We start from the raw sequence: 19,625 nt of genomic DNA, 5'->3' as shown, positions 1-19,625 counted from the left end.
CGACTCGACGCATCTCGCCCGCATCGGTCACCAGGACTCGCGCCCATTGCGTCCAACTCATCAGCGGGCGACGCCTCTGCTTGCCCACTGCCTCTCGTCGCCATCGCCGGCTCTCAACTCTGGGCGAACGCCCCTTCTGACCCCGGCACATGGCATTCCAAAAGGGCGCAACCCCAGTCTAGCCATCGCTACCTTCGAGCCAGCCCGACGGCAGGACAGTCGGCTCAGGCGGGCCGAATGAGGTGACGATCGAGACCGACTCACTCGTCTGCGCTCCCCGCAGGGTCACGCGCAGCGCCGACTCGCTTTCGAACAACACCTCGAAGCCGTCAACGGTACCCGTCGCCAGATCGAAGCCGGTCCCCCTTACAAGCGCAGAGACCTTCTCCCCGGCAAGGTCTGCAACGTGAACCTGCGGAAGAACGGTCATCGACGCTCTCGAGTGCCGCCCGTCAACCTGATCACCAAAACGCAGGCTTGCTCGCGCATACGGTTCCAGCCGGAGCTCCTGCAACGAAGGCCCGGGGTCGGCATTGACAGTGCGATCGACCATTCTGAGGGTCGGTGGGTGCACCGTCGCTGTGAACTCCCCGGCAGCCACGAGGAAGTAGAGCGTGCGATCGCTGGGCACAGACTTCGACAGTGGGACAAGGCGGCTGCCGCACCCCACCGGACTTAGCGTCACGGCTGTAGCACGCGCCACCTCGGAACCAGAGAGCTGCACGACTAGGTCACTAATCCGAATCTCGGGCAGGACATAGCTCTCGATACCCTCCACGATTACCAGAGTCTCGGAGTAAGCGAGTTGCGGGATGACCAGGCAATACTCTCCCGGAAACAGACCAGTCGGTTGATTCCGAAACACACAACTTGCCCCATCGGGCCCAACCTGCACCTCCGAGCCGATGAACTTGTGCAGAACAGGCATCTGGCCTGCCGCGATCGCAGCTGAGTCCGCCGTGTCCAAACGAACGGCCAGGGGCTGATCGAGCATTCGTTGAAGATCCACGATCCGCCGATCAAATCTCAGCTCGACCGCTGCGGCGACCGGCTCAGGCGCTGCCCTCCCATCGAGCTGAATAGCCTGCGAGTTCATCTCCACCGCCTGCAAGACGAACTCCCGTATTGCCAGGGACTCGCCAGAAGGGGGCAGCGACAGATTGACCGCGACACTCGCGACCGGGAGTCCATCGAACTCGAGATTGGCGAACCATCGAACGTCAGTGAAGGCCGTCCGGTCACGCTTCCAGTCCGTCAGGAGCACAGCAGCGGCACCCAGCACGGGCTCCCCTGCGCCCGGCCTCGTTACGACGACGTCCACCTTTCCGGGCCGCGTCGGAGACGTCAATCGCAACGAAAGCCCGGTCGACGGCTCCAAGGTGAGCTTGCGAGTGCTGGGGAAGTTGAGTGGACGCTGCGGCTCGACATCGAGAGGCACAGCGCCATCGGCACTGATGCGAAACGAAGAGGAAAAGTCGGACTCCCACGGCAGCGCAAAGAGCGCACCCGCAACCCGCAGCGTGCCGAAGTAGCGGTCACCGACTCCGAAGCCGCCATCGCGGTAATTGCGAATCGCGATCTCACCTTCAGAATCGCCAACCGAATAGAGAGACGGGCTGCCAACTGCGACGTCGATAGTGCGCACCCCGTCGTCGAAAGCAGCATCGCCGAGATCCAAGCACACCTGAGGGTATGTGAACGTCTGCCCCGCAATCTCGATCGCTCCCAAGAAAATTCGGGTGGCCCCAACCTCCAATCCAACCTTCTCGGCGGGGATTCGAATCTCGCGCCCAAGGATCGGCGCCAACTCGACAGAAGCCCCGGGAGCGTCGACCGCATACTCGGCGACGCCGGGGCCGTCCTCCAGCAGCCGCTTCGCCTCGCGAACCCCTTCAAGTCGAATCCGCAGTGGCCCTCGCCCCTCGTCGCCCATCAAGACTGCGCGACGGCTCTCCGCCGACGACAATGGACTCGACAGAGCTGAGACACGATCGCCGCGTTCCGACCGCGTCGGAGCTGACTCTGCGATTGCCGCTTCCGGCTTGTGTGGCACCCGTGTCAGGTAGAGCGCCGTGAGAATGGCGACTATCACGCAGGTTGCTCCCACGGCCATGCGCCGTCGACTGGTCCGATCCGGCACGGCCACGTGAAGATCCAAACAGGTCTCCGTCAGTTCAGATTGCCGACGAGTCATTTAGTCCGTTCCGCTCGCCGGGCGAACTTGCGCGAATCTCGGAGCGATTGGCCGGATGACCACATGCCCGACAGGCGGACGATCAGCCTCACGCTTCGATTATCCTAGGGCAGTTCGCGCAAGTTACGGCAACTTGGCCCTGGAAGCTCCCCGTTGCGCACAGCTGCCCGGTGCTTGGATCGACGAAGATGTCATCGATGGTGAATGCGTCGAGCGGAACAGGCCCTGTACCGGTCTTTGCACAGCGAAAGGGAACACCATTGACATCCTCACATTCCTCGGCGCATTGCGTACCTGCCAGAGCAGCACTTGACATGGCCGCGGCCGCCTGGCCGATGATATCCGGGCCGCAGAACAACAGGGGGCCGCTGTTCAGCTCGACGAAGGTGGACTGGTTGCAGGGGAGCACTGTCTGTCCAAAGGACTGCGATGTCACGGTGAGGACGACGATCGAGGTGATGATTGCCTTCAACAATTTCTTGCACTCCTGCAGTTTCAGTGGAAGCCGGTGGGCACGGCACAGGTCGTTCCGGACTGTTCCGTGGGTGAGATGCGACGGGTAGGCGCAACGGTTGCCGAGCCTCAGTTCTCCCGTCGCGCGTGCGCTCGAACCTATCACTTCGGGACCCTGGGCCTGGGCCTGGGCCTAACCCGTGGCTTCGGTTCGGGTTAAGGCGCCCCAAAGTTCTGGCGTTCCCGCTCCTTCGATCGATGGTTCTTGGCCCCATCCGGTAGACCACCCACGGGTCGTAGCGGCGGGGGCAGCCAACGAGGATGACAGCCTTGAACGACCGGATGCGGGGGGCCTCGCCCGTCGAAGATTCCTCGGTACGGCCCGCGATCCAGGGGAGCGTCGAGCGGCAGAGGATCGAACCGGGCGACCGCGATCCGCGCGCCCTTCCTGGGGGCTTGAGAGGCCAGCCCGGGCGGCATTGCAGGAACGAGGGCCTTCTGAGGTCTCGCGGCTTCCACTAGAGGTGCAGGAGAGCCGGATTTCTCCGCCCGCACCAAGCGCGACTACGCCTGGATCATGACCCGCAACCCCGAGATCGCAGACGAGCGCCTCGAGGCCCTCGAGCTGCGCCTGGCCGAGATGGGCTACGACCCCGCAGACCTGCGCCGCGTCCCCCAGTCCTGGCCCGACGCGGGGCACCCGGTCACTGCAGCAAGCGGCGACCTGGCACGCTGGACTCGGGCTCACTGACGAAATCGAGCGCTCGACCGACCGCGGAGCGATGCACCGCTAGACTTCAATCCGTCGATTCGGAGCCGCGAGGGCTCCTTCGCGATTCGGAGTCCTTGCCATGACCCATTCCGTCGACGGCCGATCGATCGCGAGTACGTCGTCTGGCATTCGCGATCGAAGGCGCCTCGGCGCGGGGATCCTCACCGCGCTCGCCAGCGCAGGAACGACCGACCGCACCGGTCGCATGCCGGGCGCTCGCGGGATCGTCTTCTTGGCGTTGGTGGACCTCTTGTTGGTGGCGTTGCACGGCCCCTTCATGGGTGAGGTTGCGAGCTTCCTCGCCGCGCTGATCACGGCGGGCGCGCTGTTGGCCCTGAGCCTCGCCGCGCAAAGGGCCGCGCGATCGGATCCCCACGCGCCGGCGACGGAGTTCGCCCGCGGGGTGCTGCTGTTCGCTTTTGGGCTGGGGACGCTCTCGATCTTCGCGGAGAACTGGGGCTTCGTACCGATCGGAACGGGGGCCCTGATCCTCGGCGCCCATGCCATGGGCTCGCTCCGTGTCGATGGCGGACCGGTGTCGCTGCGGCCCGGGGCGCGGACGTCGCTCGTGATCCTGGCCCTCTACGGGGCGGCCGTGGCCAGCAATGCCCACGGCTTGCGGGGCAAGGTGCGGATGGTCGCCGACGCCGGCCTGGCGCGCGCGATCGGCGCGGTCGGCGCGGGCAGTCAGGCGGTGTCGACCTCCGCTTGGAACGTCGACATCTTGGCCTCGGAGGCGGGCGGCCAGCGAGTGCGCGAGGCCCTGGATCGGACGACCGCAGGGCGCGACAGCCGCGTCCTCGGCGACGCGCTCATTCGCGACAGCCTGGGGCTCTCCGTCGGACCGACGAACGACGTCGCCGCCGAGCCCTTGGTCCAACCGACGGGTGCCGATAGGACCTGGCCCGATTGGACCCCGCGGGGGCCCTCCGACCCCCGGTCCGCCGTCCGCGTGTGTGACCTCTTGATTCGCGCAGGCCTGGACGGGGATGCGGGCCAGGCCCCGATCCTGGCCGAGAGGATCCATGCCGCCGCCGCGCGGGCCGACAACCTGCTCGCCCTGTGGTACTGGAACCGGGCCCTGGAGCTGTTGGGTGAGGAGCTCGACGCCGAGCTGGTCCGCACGCGCCTGCTCGAGACCTGGACCCCCATCGGTGGCGGCTTCGCCCGGCTGAAGCTCGACGTCCCGCGCCCCGATGTGGTCTGGGTCCGATTCGGCCCCCACACCGACGAGACGGTCGGCGCCCTGCTGCTGATGCGGAAGTTCGGCGTTCCGGAGGGGATCGACCTCGAGCTCGTGCGCGACCGCCTCTACCGCACCGCCCCCATCTCGTTCCTGCACGGAGTCGGGGACGACGACCTGCTCGCCGGAACGGGTCTGTGGATCCTCGCGCACGAACTCGACATCGGTGGCGTCCCCGACTGGCTGCGCTGGCTACCGGGCCTATTGGTGGCCATCGCCGCGCTCGTCGCCGTTCGAATCCCCGCGCGCGCAGGCATTGGCCGCAGCCCCACCTGAACCGATGCGCCGCAAGTCGTACGACCTTCAAGACCGGCGCAATCGATCCCCTACCTGCGACGAACCCGTCCTGAACTCCAGCCAAGCTCACGCCAGAGGATGAGTAGACAGGGACATGAACGGGGCACATGGTGGGGTGCAGCGGGCGTCGCGGTTGCCCTGCTGATCCTCGCGGTGACGGCTCTCCTGCTGGGTCGTTCGCGCATGGATCGGCAGCTCGACGCCGCCGTAGCCACGGACGTCGCCGACGCCGAGGTCGCGGAGCTGCCTCGCGAGGTCTCGGAGCCCGGGGAACGACCCGTGGAGCGGCGGCGGCCGACCTCGGGCGAAGTGGCAGCCGAGGCGGAGCTCGAACCGCTCCGGATCGACATTCGATCGCGCACGAGCCTCGATGTCCCCACGACTGTCGTCATGACCATCGTCGACGACTCCCACGGTTCGAGCCGCTCCATGCCCTGCCGCCACGCTCCCCATGCGCCGGCCTCTCGGTTCGAGGTCCCGAGTGGCGCGACTGAGTTGACGTCGACCGAGAGGGCCGTGTTCTGGTTTCGGCGCGGCGCGGAGGTCCTGGCCAGTGATCGGCTCGATGGGCCGGCCTTGCATGGCATGGCGCCGCTCGGCGGCGTCGAGGTGAACCGAGTGCAGGGCGGCCTGCACGTGCGGACCTTCGATGCCGTCGACCGGGCCAGGGTCATGGATCCCGAGGTGACGCTGACCGCCGTCGATGACCTGGTGATGATCGACTCGGCGGGTCACGAGCTCGCGCGCGCGGAGACCTCGGGCGAGAAGCGCCCGGAGTGGTCCCGCTGGCAGGTTCAGGTTCATCCGCGCGTGCCCATCTCGGCCGAGTTCGAAGTCTCCGCTCCGGGCTACCGACCGCGACGGATCCGGCACGCCGCGGCAGGTGGGGACAAGCCCGAGTTCCTCGACGTGACCCTCGACGCCCTGAACCCGCACGAGCGCTCGGTCGAGCTCGAGGCCGCAGGCCTTCCGGCGTCGGTGCGTGAGTTGAACTTCGAGATCCGCCTGGGGGATGACGAGCGTTGCGAGGCGACGATGGGCGCGATCGTGCTGCACCGCTCCGAGTCGGGGACCTTCACGGGCAGCGTCAGGACCGGCGGCCAGGACTACGCTCAGTTGCGGTGGCAGACCGAGTTGCTGGACACTGCGGAGCGCGACGACTCCGGCTTTCGATTCCGTGCCATGGCGACCACCGTCGCGATCTCCGACCTCGGCCCCTGGGGTCCACTCGGGACGCCCGGCGCCTCGGCCGCGAGGGTGACCGGATCAACCCGGTTCTTCGGAACTTGGATGCGGGCCGGCCTGGCCGACGGTCAGTGGTTCCTCTTGAGCAGCCTCGGCACTCGCCATGCGGCCTTCAAGATCGAGTGGCCCGCGGAACGGCCCGGCGAGCCAGACGGCGTCGCGATCGTGCCCGTGGCTGCCGGTTCACACCGCGTCGTCGATTCGTCCACGGGTGTCCACGTGGAAGTACGGCTCGAAGACCTTCAAGCCTGCCTCGACCTGCTCGGACCCGACGCCAAGCTCGTCGTCGCACTCGCGCCGAGAGGGCTGAGTTTCCATCCAGGGTGGCGACGCACACTGGAATCGGAGGCGACCCGCATCGAATACGAACTCCTTCCCGGCGAGTACCGCGCGAACCTCCTCGACGCGACGGCGCTGAACGACAAGGACCTTCCTGGGTCGACGGTCGCCTTCCGCGTGCCGGAGGAACCCGCCGGGCCTATCGTCGTGCGAGTCCCGACGCCTACCGGGCCGGCCCGTTGACCTCGAGGACTCTCAGCCATCGCACCCATGCCCAATCGTCCAAAGATCAAGCTGCTGCTCGCGATCTGCGCGGCCGCCCTCGCCGCGATCGTTCTGTGGGCGGCGGTGAACGAGCGAGAGCCTCATGCAGACTTCGCTGCCGACGATTCCATCGGCCTCGTCGCCTTGGACCCGGCGATGCAGATCGATCATCTGCGGGCCGTGGCGCTGACGACCTTCGACGCCGACGGGCGGGTGATCCGTACGGTCCTCTGCCCTCCGATCGAGCCGGGGCGACCGGGGCCGTTCGCGGTGGACCTGGACGAGTTCGACCTGCAGGAGGGCGAGACGGCGCGGGTCTGGTTCGGTTGGCTCGGCGGTTTCCCCCAGGCGGAGATCCGACCGAGCGACTTCGCGGGCAGCTCGGCTCCGCTGGTGCCGACTTTCGAGGTCCGTTGGAGCGCACCTCCCTTCAAGTTCGTCTCGGCACTCGACGGCTCGCCGCTCTACCCGCGGACGACGATCCTCGAGCTCGACGGCCGTCCGCTCGAGCTGCCGGACGGCGAAGCGGTCGCGGAGGACTCGATCCCCTTCGGTCGGTCACCGAAGATGGAGGCCACGCGCGACTCCCTGCTCGACGACTTCTCGCGCTGGGGTCTGCTCGGCCCCCCATTCGAATGCCCGACCGAGATCCTGGTCGAGGCGGACGGCTACGCACCGCGGCGAGTCTCCATCCTTGCCGGCGACGTCGACGCGCAGGACCCCGTCACGACGTTGGAGCTCGAGCCCCTCGAGGGTTGGCGCCACACCCTGTCGCTCGGCATCGCGGGGATCCCCGACCGGGTGCAAGAGCTTCTGTTCGAGATCGCGCCGAACGGCGAGGAATCCCCGATCAGGCGCGAGCATCTGACCCTTGCTCGGGGCCCCGGCGGGCGGTTCGAGGGCGCGTTCGCAATCGCTCCCGACCGACGGGGGACCCTGCACTGGAGCTGGTGGCCCCTGGCCTCGCTCGACCAGGGTGCCGAGACGCGCCTCGAGCTGGTCGCGACCAGCGTCGTCCTGCCCCCTGGCAACCCCTGGGGCTCGGACGAGATCGGCGCCGACGACGGCCGCCGGGTATCCGTTCACCGGGGTGATCGGGACGCTCGCGAGCCGGCTCGAGAGCTCGAGGGCGCCTGGTACGCCGTCGCGTCAACCGGCGAGGGCCCGGTCTACTTCGAGGTCGAGTGGCCGAACGCCGAGGTGCTCGCCATCGGGGTCCGCGAGGGCGAGCAGCGCAGGCTCGAGAGTTGGACGCGGTGTGAGGTCTGGTTCGAGCTCGAGTCTCACCGGGAGAGCATCGCGTTGCTAGGCAATCGCTACGCGGGCTCGCTGGAGGTTCGGCCGCCGTTCCTTCCGACCCTGGATGCGAACTGGCTCGAGCTGCACCGCGGGCGCAGCACCTACGCCCTGTCGTTGCTCCCGGGCGACTGGGTCGCGACCCTCGGCGAGTCGACCGACGGGGACTTCCGAGCGCTCCCCGGCACGCGGGTCGAGTTCACGGTCCCGAGCCCGGCCCCCGACTCGCTGACGGTCCAGGTACCGGTCGCGACGGGTCCGCCCCAGTAGCGGCCGGCTGCGCCGGTTCTTGCCCGCCTTGCTCCCCTTCGAATCGATGCTTCACTTTCAACCGGACTACCTGGTGTCCATCGGCCTGTCCATGGCGGTGGCCAGCTTCGTGCTGGGCCTGACGCCCAACTGGCTGCACGCACTCTCCGCCGCGAACGAATCCCGTCCACGCCTCTCGCCGCGACAGGGGACGGCGCTCCTCGCGGCCGCCTGCGTGCTCCCCACCGCAGCCCGCATCGGTGCCCTGGAGCTCGGGCTGGGCGATCTCGCGGGCGCGCTCTTCTTCGCGACGGCGGCCCTGCTCCTGATCGGTTTCCGCGCAGCCCTGCCCCCCGCCGCGACCCTTCCGGAGCGCAAGGCGCTGGGCCTCTTCCTCCTGCCGTTGGTACCCATCGCGCCCGACTTCCTTGCGCCGATGGGCTCCCGCTGGTCGGTCGAGCACCTGAGCCTCCTGGCGAGGCTGGCGATTCCGACGGGCGTGATCTTCCTGATCCCGCTGGTGCGCTGGCGCTTCGGCGACGAAGCGGAGCGCGAACGCGGCCGGTACGGTGCGTGGGTCACCCTGTGGCTCGGTCTGCCCGGGGTCCTGATCTGTGCGTTCCTGTTCGGTCGGGTCGTGGGCGTTTGGCCCGGGGATCTGACAGGTCGCCTCGGAGACCCCGAGGCCACCCGTTGGTCGACCCTCGGCCTGGCAGCAACAGCCCTGGGTCCGGAGCGCTTCGGCGAGCTCGATCTCGACGCCTGGCGAGACGAGGCCGCGGGGTACCGCGCGGAGGGCGGCACCAACATGTGGATCGACGAGGCCCTGGTCCGCACGGGCCTGTTCGACGACGGGGACGCCGAGCGCTGGCTGGGCGAGGCCGGTCGCTCCGCGCGCACTTTCTCGGGCGCGCATGCGGGGGTCCCGTTGATGGCCGACGATCTGGTCGAGCTTGCCGCGCGCTCTCGCCTGGGCCGGATCGACGCGGTCGAGCGACAGCGGATCCTCGCTCGCCTCGACGAGTGCGTGTCCGAGCCGCCGAGTTTCATGGAGCTCGAGTCGGCGCGACGCGCGACCCTGGCCGCGCTGCTCCTGGGCGACGCCAGCTTCGGCCAGCGGCACGCCGATGGGTTGCACGAGCTGCTCGTCGAGGGCTGGTCGTCGTCGGCCGATCGCAACAAGGGTGGCTTCGGGGGTTGGCACACCGACGAGGAGACCGGCCTGCGCGAGCTCCACACCTCACTCGATGCCACGGCCGACGCCCTGTGCCTGATGGAGCAGGTCGGGGTGCCACCACAGGTCGACGTCGAGCTCCTCGCCCGCCACCTGCGCCGCGGGCGAATCGCGACCATCCGCTGGAAAGTCGGAACTGGGGAGGTCGTCGCGGCCCTATGCCTGGCTCACCTGCAACGCCTGACCGACTACCCGCAACCGGCGGTGCCGCCCTGGATCCTGCGCGAGTCCGCCCTGTTGGGTTTCGCAGCCTACGCCGCCGTAGCGGCCTCGCTCCTGAGGCGATCCTTGCGGGGTGCCTGAGAGCTCGGTCGGACTCTCCAGCGCCCTCGGCAGGATCCAGCGCCATCCGACACGAGCCGCCCGGATTTATCCCGGTTTCCCGTGGGATCCTCCGCGCCGGCGACAATCCCCCTCGATGTCCCCGCGCCGACTCCAAGCCCAGGGCCCCCAGGCTGTCCTCGGGGAGCCCGACCTCGACGACCTGATGGAGCGCTTCCGCGGGCCGTTGATCGGCTTGCTCAAGGCCTGGCGGGCGGCGGAACCGGTGGAGCTGGCCCAGGACGTGTTCGCGGAGGCCTGGATCTCGCGCGGTCGCTTCGCCGGAGATTGGGGCGCGTCCGACCAGGTCGGGCCTTGGCTGCGGGGCATCGCCTGGAACCTGTGCGCCGCGGCCGGGCGGCGGCGGGAGCGCGGCGGGGCGCCCCTCGAGTCCGCCCCGGAGCCGGCGGCGCCCGCCGAGCCGGCGGACGATTCGTCCACCCACCTGCGCGCCGCCATCGACCGCCTGCCCGGCGAGCTGCGCGCCGCGGTGCTGATGCACTACCTGGAGCGCACCCCCGTGCGCGAGGTCGCCGCCCTCTTGAGCGTGACCGAGAAGACCATCGAAGGGCGCCTGTACCGCGCCCGCAGGGAGCTCGCCCGACTGTTGGAAGCCGACGCCGCCAAGGAGGCCACGCGATGAGCGCGCCCGAGACCGACCTGATCCCCGACGAGCGGATCGAGCAGGCGCTCGCGCCCGAGCGGCCGGAGCCGGGTGACTTCGCGGCCGGGGTCCGGGCGCGGATCGCCGAGCGCGAGAGCGCCGGTGCATCCGACTGCCCGCCGGCCTTTCTGAGCGCGCCACTCGAACAAGCGCCGTCGTCGAACCCCGACGGCCGCCCGCTGCCCACCTGGCTGCGCCGCGCCGCCGCGATCCTGCCCCCCGGCGTGATCGACATCGCGCTGCTCGGCAAGTTGAGCCCCGCGGTCGGCGGCGCGGCGAAGACCGCGCCCGCTTGGCTGTGGATCGCGGCGCCCTGGGCGATCCTGCTCGTGGCCGCCGCCAGCCTGGCCGGCGCCATGCGGCTGACCTCGACCCTCAGCGCGGCCAACTCGGCGGGCCTCTTGCGCCGTGGGAACCGCAACTTGGCGACCCGCGGCCCGGCGGCGATCTTCTCCGCGTTGCTGTTCCTCGCGCCCTTCGGCTTGCTGCTCTTCGCGATCTTCCACAGCCAATGGGACCTGGTCGGCTTCGTGTTCCTGCTCCTGGCCGTGGGCGTCGCCGCCGCAGCCCTGTCGCTCAGCCGAGCGGGGATCGCGGACCGCACCACGGTGGCGACGGTGGTCCGAGCGGGACTGGGTCAGTTCGTGGGCATCGCCTTCATGCTGCCGATGATGCTGCAGGGCCACGCGGGACCCCTGACCACCTACGGCCTGCCGCCACTGCTGGTCGTGAGCCTGGTCGGCATCGGTCTGATGGGCGATCGGCCCATGCGCCGACGCGCCAGGTGGGCCGGACCCTTCATGCTGCTCCTCGCGGTCGCGTTTCCACTCCTGGCCAACTACGCGATCGAGGTGCCCTTCGGCCGCGACGTGGCCGAACTCGAGCAATGGGTGGAGGATTTCGACGAGCCCACGTCCGCGCTGATGGAATGGGCCGCGCTCGGTCACGCCCGCGAAACCCTGGGCCCGGAGCGCTTCGACCGGCTCGACACGAGCCGCGCGGCCGAAGCCATCCAGGTGTTGCCGCCGAAGCGCGAACGACTGCACCCGATGACCGCGCTGGGGGCCTGGCGCTGCGGCCTGTTGAACGACGAGGACCTGATCGACTATCGACGCACCGAACTGTTGATCCGGAACGACCTGCGCGACGGTTCGGTGAAGAGCTACCTGCGTGATTCCGATCTGCTCGAGCTGGTGGCCATGCACGCCGACGGCTCTCTGACCGACGAGCGCTTGGCCGTCTTCCGGGCCGGAGTCGAAGACGCCCTGCCGGAACCCGGGACTTTCGGCGCGGTGACCAAGGCTCGCATCGCGCTGGACTGCGCGAAGGTGCTGGGAATCGGCGACTTCGGTGAGCGCCACCGCAGTCGGATCCACGCGATCCTGTTGGCAGCCTGGTGCTCGGAGGGCACCAGCTATGCGGTCCCGGGTGGCTTCGGCAACATCGTCCAGCCTGACGGAGCCGACGCGCCGCACCTGCACCCCACCACCACCGCGACCCTCGAGGCGGTCGAGACGATGAACCGACTCGGGGCGCCCGAGGGCGTCGACCTCTCCCAGGTGGCCACCTACCTGCGCCAACAGGCCGTGCGCCCCTTTATCCAAGAGCCCCTGATCGGCGACGTGGAGGCCGCCCTGGCCCTGCACCTCATGGGCGACGCCTTCGCCCTGCCGGGCCCGAGCCTCACCGACCGTCTGCGCGCGGAGTCGATCTTCTTCGCGGCCCTGCTGATGGCCGGACTCAGCCTGTGGGTCGTCTGGCGCGCGCCGAAGGTGGCGTCGACGGAGGAAGGGCCGCTCGGAGCGTCCGGTCGGCGGACGCGAGCCTAAGCTCTTGGCCCGCGGTCGGGCGCCCTGCCCCTGCCGCGTCCGCCGAGGCTTCGACCCCATCCCGCGTCCATGCTCAGCCCTAAGACCCTGCGCGCATTCGCCGCCTTGACCGCCTGGCCCCTTGTCCTCACCGGGGCGAGCGGGGCCGTTCCCGCCCCGACCCAGGCAGCGGACGCGGAAGCAGAGGTCGCGACCGACGCACCGGCGCGCATCGCCCTCGCCGACCTCGCCCGCGTGCACCAGATCGGCTCGATCGACGTGTCGGACGATGGCTCGAAGGTGGTCTACACCGTGCGCTCGGTCCACGGCGACGTGACGGACCGCGACGGTGAGGTCGGCTACCGCACGCAACTGTGGTTCGCGGACCTGGCGGCTGGCGGCATGGCCAGGCCCCTGACCTTCGGCTCGCGCGGCGGCGATTCGCCGGCACTGAGCCCCGACGGCAACACCCTGGCCTTCGTGCGCAGCGGCGACGAGGGCAGAGAGGGCGCGGGCAGCCGCCAGGTCTGGCTCCTGTCCCTGACCGAGCCGGGCGAGGCGCGCCAGTTGACCGAGCTCGAGCACGGCGCCTCGTCGCCCCAGTGGTTCCCCGGCGGCGAGAGCCTGTTGGTCACCAGCTCCGTGCCGGAGTCGAAGCTCGAGGGCCAGCCGCCCTTCGACTACGAGCGGCCCGGGCGCGTGTTCGGCGACGCCAAGGCCAAGGACGATCAAGAGGACGAGGCCGCCGAGGAGACCGCAGCCGAGGACGACGCCAAGGGCGCGCCCGACGCCGACCTCGACACCCTGCGCCGCTTCCTCGACGGCGAAGAGGACGACGACACCGCGAGCGTGCTGTTCGACCTGGACTTCCTGGGCGAGCAGGGCCTGGCCGGCGAGGCGCGCTACGCGCACCTGTTCCGCGTGGACGCCACTTCGGGCGAGGCCACCGAACTCGCCGGCGGTTGGCGCGGCCACGGGGGCGCGCGCATCGCGCCGGGCGGCGACCAGATCGCCTTCGTCGGCCTGCCGCCGGTGACGACCCATCCCGATCGCATCCAGCGCTCGTCGATCTGGCTAATCGACGCGTCGGGCGGCGAGCCGCGCCTGTTGGTCGACGACCAGGACTGGTCCTTCGGCAGCCCGCGCTGGTCACTCGACGGCGAGACTCTCTACTTCACCGCCGACGACGAGCGCGAGCCCACCTACGCCCAGACCGAGCTGGCCAGCATTCCCGCCGCCGGCGGCGCGTGGTGGCGGCTGCTTCCGAAGCACGATCGCGACGTGCAGGGCCTGCACGTGGTGCCCGCGGCCGGGGGCGGTGAATGGGTCGTTTTCTCGAGCCCCTCCGAGGGCCAGCAGATGACCTGGGGCCTGTCCCCTGCCGGCGAGCTGGTGCAGACCCTGGATCGGCCGGGCGCGGTGCTGTCCTTCGAAGCCACGCCCGAGGTCCAGGTCTACGCCCTGTCCACGGCGGACAACCCCGGCGAGCTCTTCGCCGTGGGCCCCGAGGGCGAGCGGTGCATCTCCGCGCACCACAGCGATTGGCTGGCCGAGACCGAGGTCGCCCCGGTGCAGTGGCGCTGGACCGAAGCGCCCGACGGCACGCGCGTGCAGTACTGGGTCATGCCCCCCATCGGCGCCGTGGCCGGCGAGCGCTACCCCACCGTCCTCTCGCTGCACGGCGGCCCGATGGTCATGTGGGGCCCCGGCTCGTTCAGCATGTGGCACGAGTGGCAGTGGTTCTGCTCGCGGGGTTACGGCGTGGTCTACCCCAACCAACGGGGCTCCAACGGCTACGGCTTCGCCTTCCAGAAGGGCAACTACCAGAACTGGGGAGCGGGGCCCTGCTCCGACGCCCTGGCCGCCATGGACGCCGCCGCCGCGGAGTTCGATTGGATCGACACCGATCAGCTCTTCGTCACCGGTGGCAGCTACGCGGGCTACCTGACGGCCTGGATCGTCGGGCACGACGACCGCTTCAAGGCCGCCGTCGCCCAGCGCGGCGTGTACGACCTGGCGACCTTCTTCGGCGAGGGCAACGCCTGGCGCCTGGTGCCCTACTGCTTCGGCGGCTACCCCTGGGAGCCGGCGACGCGCGAGATCCTGGACCGCGAGTCACCGTTCACCTACGTGGCGGACATCCACACGCCGCTACTCGTCATGCACGCGAGCGAGGACCTGAGAACGGGCGTGAGCCAGTCCGAGATGCTCGTTCGCGCACTGAAGGTGCTGGAGCGGCCGGTTGAGTACGTGCGCTACCCCGGGTCGGGTCACGACCTGTCGCGCACCGGCGATCCGCACCAACGGGTGGATCGGCTGGGGCGCATCTACGAGTTCTTCGAGCGCTACCGCAGCGGGGAGTAGTCGTCGGGCGGGTGGTGGCGGGGCGCAGGGCGGCGCGGGACGTACGGTGGCGGGACCATTTGTCCCAACGGCGCGCAGCAGCGCCGGCGTCGCCGGCGCTGCTGCGCGCCGTTGGGACAAATGGTCCCGCCACCGTACGTCCCGCGCCGCCCTGCGCCCCCTCCCCCCGACTACCAGCGCGACTAGTTCTGCCGCTCCAGCGCCCCCATGTCGGGGACCTTGCCGAGGAGCGGCAGGCCACTGTTCGGCGCTGACGGCGCGTCGACGAAGCGCGCGTTGCCCGCGGCGTCGAAGGGCATCGACTCCAGGATGATGCCGTCCAGATCGAGGTCGTGCCAATCGAGCCCCAGCACCGGCCCGTCCCCGGCGTCGATGCACGGTGAACCGGCCAACAGCGAGACGTCGTCGTCGGCCGTTCCCAGCACGCCGTCCACGCCGTCCGGATCGGCGAGCAGCGGGTCGGTCCCGATGTTGCCGGTGCCACCCAAGGCCCCGCTCCAGCCCTCGACGCACGAGCGCGCGATCGTGACGCCGCTGCCATCGAGCTGAGCGCCCTCGCCGCCGAGGTTCGAGCTACCGAACAGGCCCACGTTGCCCCACAGGATCGAGCCATCGATCTGCCAGGTGCCGCCGAAGTCGCCGCCGACACCGGCCAGGGGGCCCAGGCACGAGTTGTGGGTCACGGTGCAGCCCGCGAGCGTCACCTGGCCACCGGTGACGAACAGCCCACCGGCGCGTGTCGCCGCGCCATTGCCGTGCACCACGCAGCTCACGAGCATCGGCCCCTGACCGGGGTTGCCGTTGGCGAACAGCGCACCGCCCTCGTAGGCCTGGTTGCCCACCAGCCTGCAGTTGACGAAGGTCGGCGCGGCGCCGATGTCCACGTAGGCCGCGCCGCCGCGCAGGGCCACGCTGCGACGGACCGTGCAGTTAACGAAGAGCGCGTCGGCGGCCACGTACAGGGCGCCGCCGTTGTAGGCGGCGAAGTGGTCCTCGAACACGCAGTCGCGCACCGTCGGCGCGCCGAGGCAATAGAGTCCGGCGCCGCGGCACTTGTCGAACATGGCCACCACGGGATCGCACTCGGCGGACTCGTCCGCGGCGCCGCGGCGCACGGTGAAGCCGTCCAGCACCGCGAACCGGTCGACCGAAGCGGGCGCCGTGACCACGCTCCACACGTTCTCGATCAGCGTGCCACCCAGGGTGCCGTCGTCGGCGGCCAGGTCGCCGTCGAGGATCGTCGGGTTGGCCTGGGAGTCGCGCTGGGCCAGGCTCGACTCGCCGCCCGCGAAACCACCGTAGAGCCCCACATGCTCGCGCAGGCTGAAGGTCGTCTCCGGCGCCGATCCGACCGGGCCCGGGCGGTAGACGCCCTCGGCGACCCAGACTTGCCCGAACTCCGGCACCGCCGCCAGGGCTTGGGACAGGTCGTTGTACGCATGGGCCCAACTGCTGCCGTCAGCGACGCCGGTCGCATCGCCGTCGACGAAGACCACCGACTGGCAGGCGTCGATCAGCCCGTCGAAGTCCGCGTCCACAGCCGTCCCGGCCGCCAGTTCGCAACTGTCCGGGACCCCGTTGTCGTTGCAGTCGAGCTCGAGCCCCTGCAGCAGGTCGCAGGCGTCGAGTTGGCCGTTCGTGTTGCAGTCGAGCTGCGGATCGAGCACCGCGCAGGAGTCGATCGAAAGACTCAAGGGCACGGGGTTGCTCGCGTGGCTGCCGGGCAGACCGGGCGCGCCGTCGACGGCCAGCCAGGCGTAGTGCAGGGTCGCCCCAGCCAGGGCCGGCGGGGTGTTCGGCGGCAGCACGATCGTCGCGCTCCCGCGCCCGGCCGCGTCGAGCACGCCGATGAAGCCCGACTGCTCGGGCGGCGCGGCGAGGCTGTAGAGGGTGTAGGTGTCGACCACGATCGGCAGCACGACGCCGGCGATCGGAGTACCCGGCGAGGTCCCCGACAGGCTCCCGACCAGGACGTAGAAGTCCGCGGCGAGGGCGGGTCCGCCCCACAGCTCGAAGCCCACCGAACCGCCGGCGTCGAGGGCCAAGAGGTGACTGTCGCTGACCAGCGTGGCCTCCCCACCCGAAAGCACCACCGCCGCGCCGCGCCAGGTCTGGGCCCGTGGGAGGCCGACCACCAGGTCGCCGTGGCCGTCGCCGTCGACGTCGCCTCCCAGGGCCAAGGACCAGCCGGCCAGCTCGCCCGATTGGCTGCCCGCGAGTTCGAACAGCAAGGCTCCGCTCTGGCCCGAGTAGGCCGCCGCGCGCCCGCCGCCTTGGGTCAACGCTCCGTCGCAAGCTGCGACGACGTAGTCGACGATCCCGTCCGCATCCAGGTCGCCCCCCGATGCGAGCCGGCTGCCGAAGCGCTCGCCCGCAAACGCGCCGTCGTGTGTTCGCAGCACCGCGAGGCTGTCGATGTCGACGCTGCCGCTGAGCCCCACGAGAACTCCGCCGTCGACCAGTCGCACGCGGCCGAGGCCCCCGTGGCCGGGCGCGCCTACGAGCAGCTCGGGTTCCCGCCCGCCCGCAACGTCGCCCGCGTCGGCCAAGGCCTCGCCCAAGCGAGCGCCCGCCAACGGACTGAAGAGCCGCGCGAGCTCCGCACCCGTCCCGCCGTCGATCAGCACGACCTCGCCGCCCGCGCCCGCGCCGGGCGATCCGACAGCCAGGTCGATCGACCCGTCGCCGCCGATGTCGCCCACGGGACCGATCGCCCAGCCGAAGCCCGCGGGGCCGGCGACGTCCAGCAGGGCCGCGGGACCGCTCGTCGGCTGACCGGCGACGGTCTGGGCGATCCACGCTCCCGACAGCAGCTCGACGCGGCCCGGGGCCGCACCCGGGTGCAGGTGTCCGCCGGGCGCTGCCACGAGCAGGTCGTCGAGCCCGTCCCCGTTCACGTCGCCGACGCTCGCGAGGACCGCTCCGAAGCGTTCTCCGGCCTGCAGGCCCGCGACTCGCTGCAGCAGCGCCCCGTCCGCACCGGAGTGGATGCTGACCGCTCCGGACTCGAGTCCTGCGTCGTCGTCCTCGGGCGCGCCGACCGCCAGCTCCGGCAAACCGTCGCCATCGAGGTCGCCCAAGACCGCGAGGGCCGCGCCGAAGCGGTCGCCCATGGGTCCGCTCCAGGCGGGCCCGTCGATGCGAAAGAGCTCGGTGCCCAAGGCGCCCGAGTGGACCTCCACGTAACCCGCGGCGAAGCGATCGGGCTGGGGCGCGCCCACGGCGAAGTCGGCACGACCGTCGCCGTTCAGGTCCGGCAGCAACTGCACCGCACTGCCCAACCCGTCGAGCACCTCCGCGCCATGCAAGGTGAAGCGGTGATGCGGCCCGACTTGGGGCACCGCTGCGGATGTCACTGCGGATGCCACTGCGGCGCAGATCACCGGCGACAAGGTCGATGCCAGGGGAGGCGCTGCCGGGGAAGTCGCCGGAGGACGAAGCAACTTCGCCGAAGACACCGCGAGGCCATGCGCCGGCGGGCAAGGCACCGCCAAGACCAGCGCAACCGCTGCGATCCCAATCGGGCCCTTCACTGCTGCGCCCCCGCGATCAGCAGGTGCAGGCCGCGAGCGCTCCACTCGCAACTCGACGGCGCCAGGGCCCGAAACTCGAGCACCCCGCCCATCTGGTGCGTGGCGATCGTCACGCCGACCTGCGCCATCCCATCGGCCCCTGCCACTGCGCTGCCCAACAGCACGGGCGCGGCGAAGCTGCCGACGGCGCCTGGACAACCGACGGGGGGGGCTGCGCTCCAGCCGCTCCCGCCGCGGAACTCCACCAGGGACCCCAGCTCGGCGCCGAAGGCCCTCAGGTTCAGGACGCCCCCCGCGGCCGTCAGATCGCCAGCGGGCGGCGCGACGTAGAGACCGCCGAAGTCCTCCGCCATGCGTTCCAGGGTCCAGTCCGCGATCGGCTCCTCAACCGCTGGCCAGACGAGCTTGTCGACCGAGGTCGAGCGCAGGCGCAGGTCCTCGTCGCCGGACTGGGCCACCCAATCGTCGAGGGCACGCAGCATCTCCTCGCCCAACAGACCGCTGTGGATGTTGGTCATCGCTCCGCACGCGTCGCCGTGCTGCGAGTTGATGACGATCAACATCGGCGGCGTGCGCTCGCGACCGAACAGGCCGGGGTTCAGGAGCCACCAGGTCGGCGATTCCTCCAGGCGCTGCTCCGCGGTGGAATCGCCGAAGGCCAGCCCGGGGAACACGATCTGCGACAGGGACGAGGTCCAGGGCCCCGGAGCCAGGTCGAAGCACATCAGCGAGGACACGCCGATGCGCGCGGCCAGGTAGTCCGGCCGCGAGGACTCCCGCGCCACCGGATCGGTCGCGAGGGGATCGGCCACGTCCTCCTTGAAGCTCACGCCATAGCCCAGGTAGGTGCCCATGGAGCGCGTGTGCATCACGATCCGCTCGGGATCGAGGTTGAGCGTCGGCGCGTTGGCTCGCAGGTACTGCACCGCGCGCCGCACGCCGTCGAGGGAGACGCGGTAGTCGTCCCCCGGCTCGATCACCGGATGGTCGATCTGGATCGCGACCAAGCCCAGCCCCGTCATCTGTGCCTCGATGGCGCCCACGCTCACCACCCCGACCTGCAGCAGGTTGGTGTTGCCGCCGCGCACGGTCAGGAAGACCGGCAGGGGCTCGACCGGATAGCCGTCGGCGACCGGTCCCTTGGCGGGCGGGTAGACCAGGTTCGCGAGGGTCGCCTGGGGAATCGCCCCCAGCACGTCGCCCGGGTCGTAGTCGAGCTGGAGCTTGGCGCCGGAGGCCAACGGCGTTTGGAGCGCCGCGCTCGCCGGGTGAGCCGCCGCGGCGAGGATCGTTGCAAGCAGGGCAAGGACTGCGTGGTGCATGGGTGTCTGATGGACTGGAATGAGCCAGCTCCCATCAGAACCGCGAACGCCGGCGGCGCGCTGTTCGAAGACGGTATCCGCGGCAAT

The 19,625-nt window shown here is 70.1% G+C and carries 11 protein-coding genes and 1 pseudogene; 8 read left to right on the top strand and 4 right to left on the bottom strand.

Features of this window, described 5'->3' with window-relative positions:
• Positions 1-178: 178 nt before the first annotated feature.
• Together Pla133_RS05160 and Pla133_RS05155 are read right to left on the bottom strand one after the other, a co-directional pair.
• On the bottom strand, positions 179-1,936 hold the full coding sequence (locus Pla133_RS05160; protein ID WP_419195428.1) for a hypothetical protein: 1,758 nt from the start codon (positions 1,934-1,936) through the stop codon (positions 179-181).
• A gap of 346 nt (positions 1,937-2,282) precedes the next feature.
• Entirely contained in the window at positions 2,283-2,666 is a 384-nt protein-coding gene (locus Pla133_RS05155; RefSeq protein ID WP_145063151.1) for a hypothetical protein, read from the bottom strand.
• A gap of 537 nt (positions 2,667-3,203) precedes the next feature.
• Between Pla133_RS05155 and Pla133_RS05150 the strand changes: the two are divergent.
• The 8 genes and pseudogenes from Pla133_RS05150 to Pla133_RS05115 all read left to right on the top strand — a co-directional run.
• Positions 3,204-3,398, top strand: a pseudogene (locus Pla133_RS05150) (lipocalin family protein); the annotation flags it as partial.
• Between the two features lie 100 nt (positions 3,399-3,498).
• The gene (locus Pla133_RS05145; RefSeq protein WP_145063147.1) at positions 3,499-4,938 is read left to right on the top strand and encodes a hypothetical protein; all 1,440 of its coding nucleotides are present in this window, start codon (positions 3,499-3,501) and stop codon (positions 4,936-4,938) included.
• Between the two features lie 99 nt (positions 4,939-5,037).
• Positions 5,038-6,726, top strand: coding sequence for a hypothetical protein (locus Pla133_RS05140; RefSeq protein WP_145063145.1), 1,689 nt, complete (start codon positions 5,038-5,040; stop codon positions 6,724-6,726).
• A gap of 27 nt (positions 6,727-6,753) precedes the next feature.
• Positions 6,754-8,313, top strand: a complete 1,560-nt coding sequence (locus tag Pla133_RS05135) for a hypothetical protein (RefSeq protein WP_145063143.1) — start codon at positions 6,754-6,756, stop codon at positions 8,311-8,313.
• A gap of 46 nt (positions 8,314-8,359) precedes the next feature.
• On the top strand, positions 8,360-9,829 hold the full coding sequence (locus Pla133_RS05130; RefSeq protein ID WP_145063141.1) for a hypothetical protein: 1,470 nt from the start codon (positions 8,360-8,362) through the stop codon (positions 9,827-9,829).
• A 115-nt stretch (positions 9,830-9,944) separates the two neighbouring features.
• Positions 9,945-10,490, top strand: a complete 546-nt coding sequence (locus Pla133_RS05125) for an RNA polymerase sigma factor (protein ID WP_419192151.1) — start codon at positions 9,945-9,947, stop codon at positions 10,488-10,490.
• Positions 10,487-12,340, top strand: coding sequence for a hypothetical protein (locus Pla133_RS05120; RefSeq protein WP_145063139.1), 1,854 nt, complete (start codon positions 10,487-10,489; stop codon positions 12,338-12,340). The genes Pla133_RS05125 and Pla133_RS05120 overlap by 4 nt, the downstream gene beginning before the upstream one ends.
• Positions 12,341-12,409: 69 nt before the next feature.
• Positions 12,410-14,683 (top strand): S9 family peptidase, encoded by a 2,274-nt coding sequence (locus Pla133_RS05115; RefSeq protein WP_145063137.1) that lies wholly within the window; start codon positions 12,410-12,412, stop codon positions 14,681-14,683.
• Between the two features lie 182 nt (positions 14,684-14,865).
• Here the strand turns inward: Pla133_RS05115 and Pla133_RS05110 are convergent, their stop codons facing one another.
• Entirely contained in the window at positions 14,866-18,039 is a 3,174-nt protein-coding gene (locus tag Pla133_RS05110; protein WP_145063135.1) for a VCBS repeat-containing protein, read from the bottom strand.
• 173 nt (positions 18,040-18,212) lie between these two features.
• Positions 18,213-19,538, bottom strand: a complete 1,326-nt coding sequence (locus Pla133_RS05105; RefSeq protein ID WP_145063133.1) for a hypothetical protein — start codon at positions 19,536-19,538, stop codon at positions 18,213-18,215.
• Between the last annotated feature and the right edge of the window lie 87 nt (positions 19,539-19,625).

This window comes from Engelhardtia mirabilis, from assembly GCF_007748095.1.
Classification (GTDB): Bacteria; Planctomycetota; UBA1135; order UBA1135.
Note: the sequence above shows the minus strand (reverse complement) of the source record. Positions and strands in the feature narration are given on the sequence as shown.